This is a genomic window from Rheinheimera aquimaris (assembly GCF_020531985.1).
GTDB lineage: Bacteria > Pseudomonadota > Gammaproteobacteria > Enterobacterales > Alteromonadaceae > Alishewanella > Alishewanella aquimaris.
In genome coordinates, this window is record NZ_JAJAVQ010000001.1 from 128,261 (window position 1) to 142,748 (window position 14,488).

Annotated in this window: 10 protein-coding genes and 1 tRNA gene; 6 read left to right on the forward strand and 5 right to left on the reverse strand. The window is 50.3% G+C overall.

Going from position 1 to position 14,488, the window contains the following annotated elements; genetic code table 11:
- Positions 1–9 precede the first annotated feature (9 nt).
- Together ansA and sppA are read right to left on the reverse strand one after the other, a co-directional pair.
- Positions 10–1,026, reverse strand: coding sequence for an asparaginase (ansA, locus tag LHL18_RS00575; RefSeq protein WP_134054974.1), 1,017 nt, complete (start codon positions 1,024–1,026; stop codon positions 10–12).
- Positions 1,027–1,086: 60 nt separating this feature from the next.
- Positions 1,087–2,967 (reverse strand): signal peptide peptidase SppA, encoded by a 1,881-nt coding sequence (sppA, locus tag LHL18_RS00580; RefSeq protein WP_226765362.1) that lies wholly within the window; start codon positions 2,965–2,967, stop codon positions 1,087–1,089.
- Positions 2,968–3,152: 185 nt separating this feature from the next.
- Between sppA and LHL18_RS00585 the strand changes: the two genes are divergently transcribed.
- The 4 genes from LHL18_RS00585 to LHL18_RS00600 all read left to right on the forward strand — a co-directional run bounded on the left by LHL18_RS00585 (position 3,153) and on the right by LHL18_RS00600 (position 8,748).
- Entirely contained in the window at positions 3,153–5,171 is a 2,019-nt protein-coding gene (locus LHL18_RS00585) for an NADPH-dependent 2,4-dienoyl-CoA reductase (RefSeq protein ID WP_134054970.1), read from the forward strand.
- Between the two features lie 237 nt (positions 5,172–5,408).
- Positions 5,409–6,641, forward strand: a complete 1,233-nt coding sequence (gene glgC / locus LHL18_RS00590; protein WP_134054968.1) for a glucose-1-phosphate adenylyltransferase — start codon at positions 5,409–5,411, stop codon at positions 6,639–6,641.
- A gap of 22 nt (positions 6,642–6,663) precedes the next feature.
- On the forward strand, positions 6,664–8,076 hold the full coding sequence (locus tag LHL18_RS00595; protein ID WP_226765363.1) for a glycogen synthase: 1,413 nt from the start codon (positions 6,664–6,666) through the stop codon (positions 8,074–8,076).
- Between the two features lie 114 nt (positions 8,077–8,190).
- Complete coding sequence (locus tag LHL18_RS00600) at positions 8,191–8,748, forward strand: NAD(P)H nitroreductase (protein WP_226765364.1); 558 nt, start codon at positions 8,191–8,193, stop codon at positions 8,746–8,748.
- A 133-nt stretch (positions 8,749–8,881) separates the two neighbouring features.
- Here the strand turns inward: LHL18_RS00600 and LHL18_RS00605 are convergent, their stop codons facing one another.
- Together LHL18_RS00605 and ggt are read right to left on the reverse strand one after the other, a co-directional pair.
- Positions 8,882–9,703, reverse strand: a complete 822-nt coding sequence (locus LHL18_RS00605; RefSeq protein WP_226765365.1) for a type 2 periplasmic-binding domain-containing protein — start codon at positions 9,701–9,703, stop codon at positions 8,882–8,884.
- A 3-nt stretch (positions 9,704–9,706) separates the two neighbouring features.
- The gene (ggt, locus tag LHL18_RS00610; RefSeq protein WP_226765366.1) at positions 9,707–11,374 is read right to left on the reverse strand and encodes a gamma-glutamyltransferase; all 1,668 of its coding nucleotides are present in this window, start codon (positions 11,372–11,374) and stop codon (positions 9,707–9,709) included.
- Positions 11,375–11,546: 172 nt separating this feature from the next.
- Here ggt and LHL18_RS00615 point away from each other — a divergent pair, with 172 nt between their 5' ends.
- Positions 11,547–13,250, forward strand: a complete 1,704-nt coding sequence (locus tag LHL18_RS00615) for a methyl-accepting chemotaxis protein (RefSeq protein WP_226765367.1) — start codon at positions 11,547–11,549, stop codon at positions 13,248–13,250.
- A gap of 49 nt (positions 13,251–13,299) precedes the next feature.
- Here the strand turns inward: LHL18_RS00615 and LHL18_RS00620 are convergent.
- Positions 13,300–13,376 (reverse strand) — tRNA-Pro (locus tag LHL18_RS00620).
- 187 nt (positions 13,377–13,563) lie between these two features.
- Between LHL18_RS00620 and LHL18_RS00625 the strand changes: the two genes are divergently transcribed.
- A complete protein-coding gene (locus LHL18_RS00625) occupies positions 13,564–14,436 on the forward strand; it encodes a DMT family transporter (RefSeq protein WP_226765368.1) in 873 nt (290 codons plus the stop codon).
- The last annotated feature ends 52 nt before the right edge of the window (positions 14,437–14,488 follow it).

Below are 14,488 nucleotides of genomic sequence, written 5' to 3' on the forward strand. Positions count from 1 at the left end.
GACAGCAGGTTAACCTGCTGTCAGCTCTCCACGCAGGTCTTGCTGCATTTGCTGGCGTACTTCATCAGCAGACAAGTTTTTACTCAGTAAATAGTGCAACTTGGTCAGTGCTGCTTCCAATGTCATATCGTAGCCGCTTATTACACCGTTTTGTTTCAGGGCGTTGCCAGTGGCGTAGCCTTGCATATTAACGGTGCCTTTAAAGCACTGAGTGCAGTTTACGATAATCAGGCCGCGCTGGCTGGCGTCACTGAGAATTTGTAACAACTCTGGCCGCTGCGGCGCATTGCCAACGCCAAAAGATTTGATAATCAACGCTCTTACCGGCGCCGCGGTCATATTGCGGATCACTTCAGTGCTGATGCCGGGATATAAGGTCACCACACTGATCGGTTGCGGAATAATGTGTGCCAGTGTCAATGGGGCTGCCAGTTTGGTCTGACTTAATTTGCCGGCAACCAGGCTGATATGAATACCGGCTTCAAGCAGCGGTGGAAAATTAGGTGAAGCAAACGCATTAAAGCCATTGGCATCGGCTTTGGTGGCGCGGTTACCGCGAAACAGCTGGTTGTTGAAAAACAAGGCAACTTCAGCAATCGGGTAGTTCGCCGCCAGATACAGCGCATTTAGCAGGTTCACTTGTCCGTCTGAGCGCATTTGTGCCAGCGGAATTTGTGAGCCGGTAATAATGACCGGCTTTTGCAGGTTTTCCAGCATAAACGATAGCGCAGATGCGGTATAAGCCATAGTGTCTGTGCCATGCAACACAACAAAACCGTCGTAGTGCGGGTACTGCTGCTGAATATCTTCTGCAATATGGCGCCAATGCTCGGGTGTCATGTCAGATGAATCTATCACCGGGTGATATTCGTGAATATCAAACTCAGGCATTTCCGGCCGGTAAAACTCCGGCATACTCTTTACGGTATCGGTTAAAAAACCCGGTACAGGCACATAGCCTTGATCTGAGTGCTGCATGCCGATGGTGCCGCCGGTGTAGGCGACATAAATACGTTTTCTGCTCATATTATCAATATAAAAATGCCCGGTCATTGCCGGGCATTGTAATAGACTTCGCTAGGGCTGTCAGTTAATGCTGCAGCTTACACAGTATGAATAAACACCATTTGGATCATTGAACTGGTTCATCAGCACAAAATCCTGTTTCAGTTGCTTGGTTAACTTGCCAAGCAATTTCTGCTCTGCGCTGGCTTCCGATTGTGGCAACCAGCCCTGAACCTTGGCTTCACCCAGTAAATCTTTAATCATCTGCTCGCCCGGTGTCAGATCCTGCTGTACCACTTTGACATCATAGTGGCTTAAACCGGCTTTATCGGCTGCGGCTTTAATGGCATCGCCAAAGCTGCCCAGTTTATCTACCAGGCCCAGCTCCTGTGCCTTGCGGCCTGTCCAGACACGGCCCTGGGCAATCTTGTCTACTTCTTCTGCTGTCATATTGCGGTTTTCGCTAACCAGCGTTAAGAACTCGCTGTAGCCACGTTCAATTAATAGCTGGAACAGATCAGCTGCTTTATCGTCCAAACCTTTAAACAGTGGTAAGCCGTTACTTAAACCAGCAAGCTCGGTAGTGCCGACACCGTCTACATTCAGGCCAAGCACCGGTAACGCGTCTTCAGCTGTATGCAGCAGACCAAAGATGCCAATAGAGCCAGTAATGGTTGTAGGTGATGCCCAAATTTCATTGGCCGGTGCTGCTATCCAGTAACCGCCAGACGCCGCAACAGAGCCCATAGATGCGATAACCGGTTTACCGGCTTCACGCAGCAGACGGATCTCCTGACCAATTATTTCCGACGCATAAGCGCTACCGCCTGGGCTATCGATACGCAGTACAACGGCTTTTACTTTATCGTCAAAGCGTGCTTTACGCAGCAGTTCAGCTGTAGAGTCACCGCCAACTGAGCCTGCTTTGGCATAACCATCAACAATCACACCGCGTGCTACCACTACAGCAACCTTGTCAGTAACCGGATTATCAAACTGTTTTGAAGGCACAACCAGATGTGCGTAATCCTGGAAAGTAACGTGGTTGTAAGTGTGCTCGTCGTTCTCACCGACAATAGCTACCAGCTCGCGACGAAACTCTTCACGGGTTTTGATGCTGTCGACCAAACCGGCATTGACAGCATACTGACTTAAGTCACCGTTTGCAGCTTGCAGCTTTTCCAACAGTGAGCTGTAAGTTTCATCGAAGTTGTCTATGGCAAAACCACGGCGCTGCGCGACCTGCTCTTTATAGTCGCCCCACAATTCATTTAACCAGGCAGAATTGGCTTCTTTTGCTGCATCAGACATGTCGTTGCGCAAAAATGGCTCTACCGCTGATTTATAGGTACCCACCCGGAACACATGGGTATTAATTTTCAGCTTCTCTAACGCATTTTTGTAATACATCGGGTAGCTGCCATAACCTTCAAGCAACACTGTGCCCATCGGGCTCAGGTTTATCTCGTCAGCGTAACTGGCAAGGTAGTATTGGGTCTGGCCGTAAAAACCACCGTAGGCAAACACCTTTTTACCGGCGGCTTTAAAGCTTTCGATGGCTGCACCAATGCGCTGCATTTTATCCAGTGAACCATGGCCTAACATCGATAAATCCAGCACCAGCGCCTGAATACGGTTGTCGCTGCTGGCTTGTTTTATTACCGTAACCACATCACTGACCAACACTTCAGGCGCTTCTTCCTGACCGCCCAGACTTTCGTTGATTGCCGTTGCGATAGGGTCTGTCCAGCGTTTCTCTTCTACCAGGTCACCGGTCAGATTAAGTACTAGCGCAGCTGTTGGCGGCACTTCAACGTTATCGTCGCCACCAAAAATGGACATTGCGATAACGACAACCAGGCCAATAAACAGCAGGTTTAAAATGACAGAACGGAAGCCGCGATACAGCCGGCCAATGGCACTGAACAACCGGCGGATCGGGCCGGGATTTTTATTGGTCATAGGGTATTCCTGTTGTTGCATCACTATTTATGCATGCTTGTATGCTAAACAATTTACTGTCAAAGGCTAAGTGGAATTTGTAAGTAAATGTGTAACACTCTGCGTCAGTGCAGGCGCAGCTTGCTATCGGCAGACAAAGCGGCTAAAGTCTGCCACAAACAACAGGTACGACCAGAGAGGCTAATGTGGCATACCAAAAACTATTACAACCACTGGACTTGGGTTTCACCACGCTGAAAAACCGCGTCATTATGGGCTCGATGCACACCGGGCTGGAAGAAGAAAAGCAAGGCTTTACTAAACTTGCTGCCTTTTATGCCGAGCGCGCCAAAGGTGGAGTTGGTTTGATTATCACTGGCGGCATCAGCCCAAATTTTCGCGGCAATCTGGTGCCATTTGGCAGCCAGCTTAGTTTTTGGTGGCAAACCGGTAAACATAAAGAAGTGACACAAGCTGTGCATCAGCATGGCGCGAAAATATGCCTGCAGCTGTTGCACGCTGGCCGCTATGGCTATCATCCGTTTAGCGTTGCACCAAGCAAAATTAAGTCGCCCATAACGCCGTTTAAACCATCACAAATGTCATCGCGGCAGGTGCGCAGTACTATCAGAGATTTTGCGCACTCTGCCAAGCTTGCTAAAAAAGCCGGTTATGATGGCGTTGAAGTAATGGGCTCAGAAGGCTATCTGATTAATCAGTTTATTTGTCTGCGCACTAACCAGCGTAAAGATGAGTGGGGTGGCAGTTTTGAAAACCGTTGTCGCTTTGCCGTCGAAACGGTTAAAGCGGTGCGTGACGCCTGCGGTGAAGATTTTATCATTGTCTACCGCTTGTCGATGCTGGACCTGGTGGAAGATGGCAATAGCTATGATGAAGTTGTGGCGTTGGCAAAGGCGATTACTGATGCCGGCGCCAGCTTAATTAACACCGGTATTGGCTGGCATGAAGCCCGTGTGCCAACAATTGGCACTATGGTGCCACGGGCAGCATTTAGCTGGGTCACTGCCCGGGTAAAAGCAGAAGTGAATATTCCGGTGATTGCCACCAACCGTATTAATGACCCGCAGGTGGCTGAAGATATTCTGGCCAGTGGCCAGGCGGACATGGTCTGTATGGCGCGGCCATTTTTAGCGGATGCCGAGTTTGTTAATAAAGCTGCGGCAAATCAGGCTGGGCTGATTAATACCTGTATTGCCTGTAATCAGGCCTGTCTTGATCATGTGTTTCAAAATAAGCGCGCCAGTTGTCTGGTTAACCCGCGTGCCTGTTACGAAACCGAACTGAATTTTACCCCGGCGCAGCAGCGCAAAAAAATAGCCGTTGTCGGTGCAGGCCCGGCAGGCCTGGCATTTAGCGTCTATGCTGCCCAGCGCGGCCATGAAGTGCATTTGTTCGATAAATCGCATCAGATTGGCGGACAGTTTAACTACGCTAAACAAATTCCCGGCAAAGAAGAGTTTCATGAAACGTTACGTTATTTCGGCCGTATGCTGGAATTACATGCCGTTAAACTGCATTTAAACAGTGAACAAACGGCAGATAGCTTGGCCAGTGGCGGTTTTGATGAAGTCGTACTGGCCAGCGGTATAGTGCCGCGTGATATCGGCCTGACTGGCAGTGACCACGATAAAGTACTCAGTTATCTGGATGTATTGCGTGACCATAAAGCGGTCGGTCAGCATGTTGCCATTATTGGCGCGGGAGGGATCGGTTTTGACGTTGCCGAGTATTTAACTGAGCCTCATTCGCTGACATTGCAACCAGATGCGTGGTTAAAAGACTGGGGGATTGATAAAAACTATCAGGCCAGAGGCGCCTTGCTGCCCGATGAAACCCAGCCACCTGCTGCGCGTAAAATTTACCTGCTGCAGCGTAAAACCAGTAAAGTGGGTGCTGGCTTGGGTAAAACAACCGGCTGGATCCACCGAGCCTCGTTAAAGAAGAAAGGCGTCGAGATGATAGCGGGGGTAAATTATCTGCGCGTTGACGACAACGGCTTGTGGATTGAAATTGCCGGAGAAGAGCGCTGCCTGAACGTCGATAACGTGGTGATCTGTGCCGGCCAGGAACCGCTGCGTGCACTGGTGCCGGAGCTTGCGCAAAAAGGTATTAAAGCACATCTTATCGGCGGCGCCGATGTTGCAGCTGAGCTGGATGCGAAAAGGGCGATCCGTCAGGGAGCAGAGCTTGCCGCTGTCATCTGACAGCTGATGTCATGTGCTGTTCTGGTGAAGGCATCGCACCAATGCTGTGCGCCTGCTGCTCAAAGGCACCGTTTTGGTGCCTTTGTTATATCAGTGTCATAAATATCTGTTCATTTAGAACCTGTGAAACCTTATTGCTAAGGACTGCTAGCCATTTGCTAACAGCTACTGCTATTGTGGTATTAGCTTTGCAACCTGAAAATAAATTACACACGTTGAGCTGAACAGGGAGTTTTTATGTCCGGGGTATTAACCATGATTCTGGCCGGTGGCGAAGGTACGCGTTTAGCACCTTTAACCGGTGTCAGGGCAAAACCAGCTGTACCTTTTGGTGGAAATTATCGCATCATCGATTTTGTGATGAATAACTTTGTTAACTCAGATTTGCTGCAAATTTTTGTTATCACTCAATTTAAATCGCACTCACTAATGAAACACCTAAGCCGTGCCTGGCGTGTTACCGGCTTAACTAACCGCTTTATCGACCCTATACCAGCACAAATGCAAACCGGTAAACACTGGTATCTGGGTACAGCTGATGCCATCTACCAGAACCTGCATCTGATCCACGGCCTGGATCCGGAGCATGTCTGCGTATTTGGTGGTGACCACATTTACAAAATGGATGTAAGGCAGATGCTGGATTACCACCGGCAGAAAAATGCCCGCCTGACCGTTGCGGCCATACCTGTGCCGGTAGCGCAGGCGCACGAGTTTGGTGTGATTGAAGTCGATGCCAACGGCAAAATGATTGGCTTTGAAGAAAAACCGAAAACCAACCCGAAAACGATACCGGGTAATCCGGATTTTGTACTGGCGTCTATGGGTAATTATATTTTTGAAGCCAAAACATTGGTTTCAGTACTGGAAGATGATGCCGCCAAAGCCGACTCGAAACACGATTTCGGCCATAACATTATTCCGCAGTTGTACCCATCGGGTGATGTGTATGTTTATGATTTTTCGTCTAATGTTATCCGCGGTGAAAGCCCGAGCAGCAGCGGTTACTGGCGCGATGTCGGCACCATAGATTCATACTACGAAGCCAATATGGACCTTATCTCTGTCGAGCCGCCGTTTGATTTATATAACAGGTACTGGCCACTGCGCGGCTATACGCCACCGGTACCACCGGCGAAGTTTGTACACGATGAAGCCAACCGCACCGGGCAGGCCATAAGCTCAATGGTGGCATCAGGCTGTATCGTTAGCGGCTCAATTGTTTATCAGTCTATTCTGGGTCATAACGTGCATGTACACAGCCACGCCTATATTGAAAAGTGCGTACTGATGGGTAACAACGATATTGGCCGGGGTTGCCGCATTCGTCGCGCCATTATTGATAAAGATGTCAAGATTGCGCCGGGCACTATAATCGGCGAGGATCCCGTTTTGGATAAGCAACGTTTTCATATCTCCGCCAGTGGCGTTATTGTGATACCCAAAGGTGCCATGGTTGGGTTTGAGTGAAACAACGAAAAGGCAGTAGATAGTGCGGATATTGTTTATATGCAGTGAATATGAAGGGCTGATCAAAACCGGCGGCCTGGCCGATGCATGCCGAGGGCTGGTGCAAAGCCTGATTGCCGAAGGCCACGAGGTAACGGTTGCGTTACCGCGTTACGCCAGCCTGTACAAACAGCATACCGACAGTTGGCAATCGGTATATTTTACACTGGGCGGTCGGCCGTTCGGCTGCGCTGTCAGGCACTTTAAGCACTATGGCGCTGATATTGCGCTGGTTGAGCATGATGATTTTTTTCGCCGCGAAAGGCCGTACGATGATGGTGAGCATGGTTACAGTGACAACCCGCTACGGTTTGCGTTTTTTTGCAAAGCTGTGTTGGAATGGACGCTGCAAACCGGGCAGCAGTTTGATCTTGTTCATGGCCATGACTGGCAAAGCGCAGCCACGGCCTGCTACCTGAAAACCCATTATGCAGACACCGCACTTGGTACCTTGCCTTTTGTGTTTAGTATTCACAATGGCGCCTATCAGGAGCGCTGTGCACCTCACTGGCGTCAGGAGCTTGATATAGAGCCTCAGCGCCACGACGAGCTGAATTTTCTGGCACTGGCCCTAACTTACGCCGACAAGCTCAACACGGTAAGTGCAGGCTACCGCGATGAATTAATACAGGAGCCGCAAGCTGCCGGCCTTGCTGCTTTATATCAGCAGCGTATCGCGGATTTCTCAGGCATTTTAAACGGTTGTGACTACGATATCTGGCATCCGGGCCACGACAGGTATCTGGCTCAGCATTTTGATATTGGCGCCATGCAAGGTAAACAGCAGTGTAAGCTGGCGATGTTAGAACATTTTCACCTTGCGCCAACCAAAGCGCCGTTGTTTGTCGCTGTAAGCCGGCTGACCGGGCAAAAAGGCTATGATTATCTGATCCCGGCGCTGCGAGCCTGGCTGGCAATGGCAGATGCGCGCGTTATTATTATGGGCACCGGCGAGGCAAAGTACTGCCTGGCACTTGAAGCCCTGCAGTGGGATTTTCCGGCTAAGTTTCGTTTTGTGCACGGGTTTAGCGATGCGATGGCTCATCAGTTAGAAGCTGCCGGCGATTTTTTTCTGATGCCTTCTTTATTTGAACCCTGCGGCCTTAACCAATTGTATAGCCTGCGCTATGGCAGTGTGCCGGTGGTACGTTTAACCGGAGGCCTGAAAGACACTGTTAAACCCTGGCCGGGCAGGGGCGCAACGGGTATAGGTTTTGTCGATGCAGATGTGGAGTCAACGTTGGCCGCATTGCAACAGGCACAGCAGCTTTTTAGTAAAGCTGAAAGCTACCGCCGGGTACAGCAAAATGGCATGCTGCAAAACTTCAGCTGGCCAAGCTCGGCCAAGCAATATGTAGCACTGTATCAGCAGGCACTGTGGGCCAGGGCGCATTAAATTTCAACAAACTGTTTGAAAGGCCATCAGACAGGCATCACCTTGCCATAATCTGATGTAAAGGTTACTGTTAATTTGCTAGGCTGCGCGCAGCTACCACCATTGGGGTTTTTTATGGATGCATTGACATTACTCACCAGCCGTTATTCTTCAGCCCGTTTAACTGAGCCTGCGCCGGCAGGTGAGGTGCTGGACAATATTAAGCGTGCCGCGCTGCAAGTGCCGGATCATGGCGGTTTACGTCCGTGGCGTTTTATCATCGCTGAAGGCCGCCAGGCGCTTAGCCGGTTGGGCGATATTTTTGCTGAAGCGGCGGTAGAAGACGACCCTGCCATCAGTAATGACATGCTGGAGCGCGCCCGTCAGCTACCACTGCGCGCACCTATGGTCATTGTCTGTATTGCTAAAGCCGTCGAAAGTAGCAAAATCCCGTTAACAGAGCAGCAACATTCGGCTGCCTGTGCAGTCATGGCCATGCAGCAAGCTGCATTCGCACAGGGTTTTGGCGGCATCTGGCGCACTGGCACTTATGCCCAGCTGGATTTTGTAAAACAGGAACTCGGCCTGGCTGAAGATGACGAAATCGTTGGTTTTTTATATCTTGGCATGCCAAACGGCGAACCACCACGGCGCAACGCGCCGGATCCTGCGGACTTCTTCACCAACCTCTGAGTTCATTCAGGGGGTTGTTTATACCGAAGTCTGATGTCCAAAAGCCGGGTGCACACCAAGCCCGGCTTTTTTGTTTGCCCCGTCGCAATAACCGCGCGTATAGAATACGGTGTTTCTCTATCCACTTTCTGGCTTAGTCTGGATAGCTCAGATACTCCAGGTAACGCAATTTATTCAGCGTTTGCGGCAGCGTCTGCCAAAGCTGCTCAGACAACTGTCGGTGCTGGTGGTAAAAAGCTTTGCTTAGCATCAGATAACCAAAGCTCTGGTGCAGTGGCGGATACAGCAGTTGTAGAGGTAGTAAGTTCAGGTGGCGCTCGCGGGCATCGACACCGTTGAGCTGGCACAATACGGTGGTCGCATCGACCCGGCCGTTAATAACAAGATCCAGCGCATTATCGGGTGACTGCGCACCGATCAGTAGAGTATTTTCCGGAAACGGAATGGGTTTATAGCCTAAAGGCCGTGACACGGTCAATTGCTGTTGTGCCGCTATTTTGTGCTCAATGGGGTTGTCAAACCTGTGCGCCAGGCACAAGCCTAACTGATTAATAGCAAGGCTTGGATCAGCGCTGCCATCGCTGCGTTTGGGATATTCGGTATAGTGTGCCCGGTCTTTGTCATAAGCTGCTACCAGGGCATCTACGCTATTGTCTTCAAGCTGCTGCAGACAGCGCAACCAGGGCATACGTGTAAGCTTTATTGTAATGCCGACTTGCTCTGCCGCTATCTTTAAATGCTCGATGGTTGCCCCCGGGCGGTCGGGAATATCGCGGCTGTTTTCTGTGTAGTAGGGTAATAGCTGTTTGTCTTCATAGCAAAATGTCAGTACCGGTTGCGCTGCTATGGCCTCGGTGGCCGGTTTTAGCACATCTGCGCCAAGCGGATGGCAAATGGCTAAAACCAGCACTGCCGATAAGTGAAGACTGAGGGGTTTAACATTAAAACACTGCATAGGTTAATAACTGAATACCTTAGCTACACCACGTGAGCGCGGATCGGCGGCAGCTTCCACTTTGCCATGGGTACGTTTTATTACCTGAATATCGCCCAAATTCCAGCTTTGGGTTACCAGGTTATAACCGCGTTCTTTTAATTGTCTTTGCACTTCATCTGACAGGGGGGCGTAGGGCTCCATCGTAATTTGATTTTCAGGCAGTAACTGATGATGAAAACGGGGGGCGGCCACAGCGTCAGCCAGGGGCAAGTTAAAATGATACAGGTTTGTCATGACCTGAAATATGCTGGTAAAAATAGTTGAGCCGCCCGGGGTGCCAATAACGAGCTCGACTTCGTTATTTTGAACCAGCAAACTCGGGGTCATTGATGACAGCATGCGTTTACCCGGTGCGATAGCGTTAGCGGCGTTGCCGACAACACCAAAGGCATTGGGGACACCAGCCTTGGCAGAGAAGTCGTCCATTTCATTATTCAGTAAAAAGCCAGCACCTTCGACCACGACACCGCTGCCAAAGTCCAGGTTTAGGGTATAGGTATTGGAGACGGCATTGCCGTGCTTGTCCAGTACGGAAAAATGCGTGGTGTGGTAGCCCTCTAGACCTGGATTAACGGCTGCTGTGGCTGAAATAGCGGCTGGGTTAATTTCGCTGGCCCGCTTATCCAGATAATCAGCTGCGAGCAGTTGCTGCTGCGGCACTGCAGTAAAATCAGGATCGCCCAGATAGTCGGCGCGATCGGCAAATACCCGCTTTTCAATTTCAGCCACCAGATGCACATACTGGCTGCTGTTTAATGTTACGTTTTTAAAATCGCCATTGCGGCGCTGCTTTAATCCCAGCAGTTGGCTAAGTGCTATACCACCTGAGCTGGGCGGCGCTGTGGTAATAAGCTGATATTGCTGCCAGTTGGTAATGACCGGTTCTCGCCAGCCTGCTTTATATGCGGCTAAATCGGCTTTGGTAATGAGGCCGCCGCCGCGCTGCATCTGGGCTATCAGTAAATCTGCGGTTTCGCCCTGATAAAAATCTGCCGGGCCCTTTTCGGCAATGCGGCTTAACGTGGCGGCAAGCTCAGGCTGTTTAAACGTTTGGCCGCTTTGCATAGCAGAGAAATACTTGCCAAAGTTGGTTTTGCCTTCCAGTTGTTGTAATAAGTCGGCCCGATACTGATACTGGTTTTCAGCGACGGCAAAACCATTTTGCGCATAGTGAATCGCCGGGGCGACTAAGTCTGCCCAGGGCAGCTTGCCAAAGCGCTGATGTGCTTGCCACAAGCCCATGACAGTGCCAGGGACTCCACTGGCTTTATGACCGACTAAGCTAAGCTCGTCAATGACCTGTTTATCTTCATCCAGATACATATCTCTGTGCGCGCTGCCGGGCGCAGTCTCGCGGTAATCCAGAAAGTAGGGCTTGCCATCAAACCAGATGGTCATAAAGCCACCGCCGCCTATGTTGCCGGCTTCCGGGTAGGTGACAGCCAATGTGAAGGCGGTGGCCACTGCCGCATCGACAGCATTGCCGCCACTGCGCATTATCTGTTCAGCAACAGCTGCGCCATATTGGTCAGGAGATGCCACTGCACCGATACTATTCTCATTGCTTAAGGCACTGCAGCTAAGAGTTAGCAGCAACAAGAGTGAGGCGTTGAATCTGCTGTAAAACATAGTGTACTCCGTTCTGAGCGAGCTATCAGTTCTACCTTGTAGCGGGCACAATTACAAGAAGTGACAAGGTTGAAAACGGCGGCTATGCTGAAATTGTTTTAAATAAGTATCTGTTCAAAAAAATAAATTCAGTTTTCAACTGGTATAAAAACAGCATTAGTAAGGATAGATCATGGGATTTTGGAAGACGGTGGGCGGTCGGTTACTCAGCATTCCCGTATTGGCGCTATTAGGCTTTTTAGTGTTAGCAGCGGTTGCGCTGAGTGCATTAAACCATAGCCTGATTGAAGGCAGACAAAACCGCGTTGTGGCGGTTATCGACAGTGCGCTGAGTGTAGTAAAACACTATCAGTCACTTGCACAAAGTGGAGCACTGACAGAAGAACAAGCTAAGCAGCAAGCGATGGCAGCGATTAAAGTCATCCGTTATGACGGCACTGAATATATCTGGATCAACGACACAGGGCGGCCAGTGCCCAGCATGATAATGCACCCAACCGTGCCAGCACTCGAAGGCACAGTATTGGACAAGCCCAGTTTTAACTATGCAACTTTGATGCGTAACCGTGATGGCAGCCAACAGCAAACTCTGGATAATGCTAATTTATTCGTCAGCATTGTCGATGTCATTAACCGCTATGGCAGTGGCTTTGTTGAATATCAATGGCCAAAGCCGGTGAAAGGTGGCGGGGTTACTGAAGAGCGCTATACCAAACTGTCATATGTGGCAAAAGATGAACGCTGGGGTTGGGTGCTGGGTTCAGGTATTTATATCGACGACGTTAAAGCAGCATTCTGGCATGTGGCCCGCCAGGTCGGGGCCGTTGTACTACTGATCATTGCGCTGACCGTGGGCATATCGCTGTATATACGGCGCTGGCTTTTGCAGGCGCTTGGTGGCGAGGTGGCCGATACCAAGGCTTTGGTACAGCAGGTAGCTGCAGGAGATTTCTCAGTACATTTTTCACTGCAGCCAGGCGATAACAGCAGCTTGCTCGCTGCTTTGAGTAGTCTGGTGCTCCAATTAAGGGGCATTATTTCCCAGCAAACTGCCATGGCAGAGCAACTGGCCGCGCAGTCAGAAGCGCTGGATGATACCAGTCAGCATACCCAGCAAATCCTGCAAAATGTGATGGATCAGACTGCTCAGGTGGCTACAGCCGTAAATGAAATGACCGCGACCTGTGAAGATATGGCCCGTAGTGCGACAACCGCGGCAAAAGCTGCGCGTGACGCCGACCAGGAGGCACAAAATGGCGTTGCTGCGGTTAAGCAAACTATTACAGCAATAGATGCGCTGAAAGTTAAACTGGAGCAGGTATCTGATGTTATCGCTAAGCTGTCTAAGCGCAGCGAAGAGGTGGGTGCGGTAACCGATGTAATAGGTGCTATTGCTGAGCAGACAAACTTACTGGCACTGAATGCGGCCATTGAAGCAGCAAGGGCTGGCGAGCTGGGCCGTGGTTTTGCCGTGGTTGCCGACGAAGTGCGTACATTGGCCAGCCGTTCGCAGGCGTCGACACAGGATATTAATCAGCGCATACAGGGTATTCAGCAGGACTCTACCAACGCTGTACAATCTATGGCGCAGAGTAAAACGGAAACTGAACAAACGATTAGCTGCTCGCAACAGGCTAATGAAGCGCTTGGCCGTATTAATGCCGCGGTCTCCAGCATTACGGATGTGAATGACCAACTGGCCAGTGCAACAGAAGAGCTGGCGGTGGTATCGGGCACGATAAACGAAAATATGGAAAACATCGCTGACGCTGTGGAAAGTACCACTGCGAAATCCGGTGAGTTATCTGCTGCCAGCCAGCAGCTAAGGCAAATGGCCAGTGAAATGAAAAAGTCGCTCAGCGGTTTTAAAATTTAGCGCAAAAAAACAAAGCCCCGCAACAGCGGGGCTTTGTTTTGAGGAATAATGGTCGGTACGAGAGGATTTGAACCTCCGACCCCTGACACCCCATGACAGTGCGCTACCAAGCTGCGCTACGTACCGATGTACGGCGTATCATAATGATTCCCCGCCAGAAAGCAATGCTGTAATGGTTGACTGTCGCTATTTTCACCAACCAGCGAGCTTTATACATCAGCAGGTTGAATGTGCACTATAGTTGCGGCCAGCTATCTTAATGCGCAGCCCCTTGTTAATATAGCCATCTTTACGTCCTTTCTGGTGTGCAGTGATGCTGTGGATCCCCTTTACCTTACTGGCTGCTTTCATGCAGGCTTGGCGCAATGCGTTTCAAAAGCAGCTGAGTAAAGATGTCAGCGTGGCTGGCGTAACACTTGCCCGTTTTATCTTTGCTTCACCTCTGGCCGCTTTCTATCTTTGGGCGTTATATGCCTGGCGGCCTGCAGCCATGCCAGAGTTCAGCGGCACTTTTGCCGGTTTTATCATTGGTGCTTCACTGGCGCAGATACTGGCCACGGCATTAATGGTAAAACTATTTCAGCTAAAAAATTATGCTATTGGCGCCGGCCTGGCAAAAAGCGAAGCGGTACTGGCAGCGATGCTCGGCGTGTTGTTTTTTGCAGAAAGCTTAACGCTATGGGGCTGGTTTGGCGTATTTCTCGGCGGCTGTGCAGTGTTTTTACTCAGTGGAGCACGCCTGCAACAGCTGTCGTTTCAGGTGTTATTGCTTGGGCTGGGTAGCGGTCTGGCCTTTGCGCTAACGTCGTTGTGGGTGCGCCAGGCCAGTCTGACATTAGGTTTGCCTTTTCCGCATGGTGCGGCCTGGGTGCTGTTACTGGTGATATTGCTGCAAACCCTGGTTCTGACGCTTTGGCTGGCGTTAAAAGACAGGGAGGTTCTGCTCGCATTATGGCGACACCGCAAATTAACGCTGGCAGTGAGTGTATGCAGCTGTGTGGGCTCTGTCGGCTGGTTCACAGCAATGAGTCTGGAATCTGTTGCACTGGTTAAAACACTCGGGCAGGTTGAAGTGTTGTTTATGCTACTTATTTCAGCTTTTATTTTTAAAGAGAAACTTAAACAAACAGATCACCTGGGGCTGGCACTTATTGTTATTGCTGCTGTCATTGTAATATGGGCTTAAATGGGTTTGGCACTGGTGAAATTTCGCTAACCCAGTAAAATGAGCGCTCTTT

Coding starts and splice junctions, on each gene's coding strand:
- ansA (WP_134054974.1), bottom strand. CDS start 1,026: ATGAGCAGAAAACGTATTTATGTCGCCTACACCGGCGGCACCATCGGC.
- sppA (WP_226765362.1), bottom strand. CDS start 2,967: ATGACCAATAAAAATCCCGGCCCGATCCGCCGGTTGTTCAGTGCCATT.
- glgC (WP_134054968.1), top strand. CDS start 5,409: ATGTCCGGGGTATTAACCATGATTCTGGCCGGTGGCGAAGGTACGCGT.
- LHL18_RS00600 (WP_226765364.1), top strand. CDS start 8,191: ATGGATGCATTGACATTACTCACCAGCCGTTATTCTTCAGCCCGTTTA.
- LHL18_RS00605 (WP_226765365.1), bottom strand. CDS start 9,703: ATGCAGTGTTTTAATGTTAAACCCCTCAGTCTTCACTTATCGGCAGTG.
- ggt (WP_226765366.1), bottom strand. CDS start 11,374: ATGTTTTACAGCAGATTCAACGCCTCACTCTTGTTGCTGCTAACTCTT.
- LHL18_RS00615 (WP_226765367.1), top strand. CDS start 11,547: ATGGGATTTTGGAAGACGGTGGGCGGTCGGTTACTCAGCATTCCCGTA.
- LHL18_RS00625 (WP_226765368.1), top strand. CDS start 13,564: ATGCTGTGGATCCCCTTTACCTTACTGGCTGCTTTCATGCAGGCTTGG.